Source organism: Enhygromyxa salina (genome assembly GCF_000737335.2).
GTDB lineage: Bacteria > Myxococcota_A > Polyangia > Nannocystales > Nannocystaceae > Plesiocystis > Plesiocystis salina_C.
The window spans coordinates 1-1,047 of record NZ_JMCC02000285.1 but is presented as its reverse complement, the minus strand read 5'-3'; the positions used below and the strand labels follow the sequence as shown (position 1 = coordinate 1,047).

Here is a 1,047-nt window from a genome sequence, read left to right as displayed (position 1 = left end):
GAACCAACACCGGCAGGCGGGTCGCCTTGCCCGCCCACCTCGATCACGCACAACGTCTACGCTGCGCTGGCGCATCGCGCCTGATACCGGCGCCACATCAACCACGTACCTGCGGGAAACTCCACATCCTTCTCCCCGGCGAGCCAGCGCTTCCTCGCCTCCTCGTACGCCCGCTCGAACGCCTTCTTGTTCCCGATCGCCGCGATGCGCTTGTTCTTGTCGTTCGCGGACACCGTCGGCCGGATGCCAAACAACTCCTCCGCGCCTGGCATCGCGGCCCAGTGCTGCTTCTGCACATTGCGCATCTTGAGCACCTTTTTCCCCGCTCGCTGCCGCACCAACTCGAGCTCGCTCTCCCGCGCCGTCACTCGCCCGAGCACCAGGTCGCGCAGTTCGTCGTCGCTCAGCTCTGGCCGCACGGGCGGCCGAACCAGCCGAAGCGTCGCAGTCTTGGGGATCGTGCTTCGATCACGCTTCGAACGCGTCCGGGCATCCGACCGACGCCGCCGCTTCTTGCGTTTGGGGCTGGTCTTTTTCGGCTTCGGCGTCCAGAGACCGAACTTTGGTTTTGACACGACGACCTCGTCGCCATATCGCATTCGTGCCGTTGTGACCCCTTTCCACTGGCGTGCCTTGGTCACCAGATCGCTCGCGCACGGATTCGTGAGGGTGTAGACCGTGTGCTCGAGCAGCTTCTCGCCGTCCTGGGGCGCGACACAATTGTACCCTTTCTCGATATTGGTCCCAGTTGTTCCACGGTAGGCATTCAGCGCTCGCGCGGTCAACGAATTGAGCTGCTCCATGAAGTCCGGTAGGCACTTGGTGTGGGCCGTGAGCAACAAGTGGTAGTGGTTGCTCATGTACACCACTTCGTGGATCGAGATCTCAAACTTCGAGCTGGTGTAGGCCAGCGCAAACAGCAGCATCTGGGTGACCTTCTCGGTGGGCACGAAGCGAAAGCTTCGCCCCACGGCCTTGCACGTGATGAAGACGGTCTGCTCGGCGTGGATGGGTCGCGGTGGAGTCGCCACGGGTGGGCTGTCGGCC

General features: G+C 63.0%; 1 protein-coding gene. It reads right to left on the bottom strand.

What is annotated here, in order from left to right:
- Positions 1–56: 56 nt before the first annotated feature.
- Positions 57–950: a transposase gene (locus DB30_RS40920; protein ID WP_165704197.1), complete on the bottom strand. Its 894-nt coding sequence runs from the start codon at positions 948–950 to the stop codon at positions 57–59.
- Positions 951–1,047: the final 97 nt, after the last annotated feature.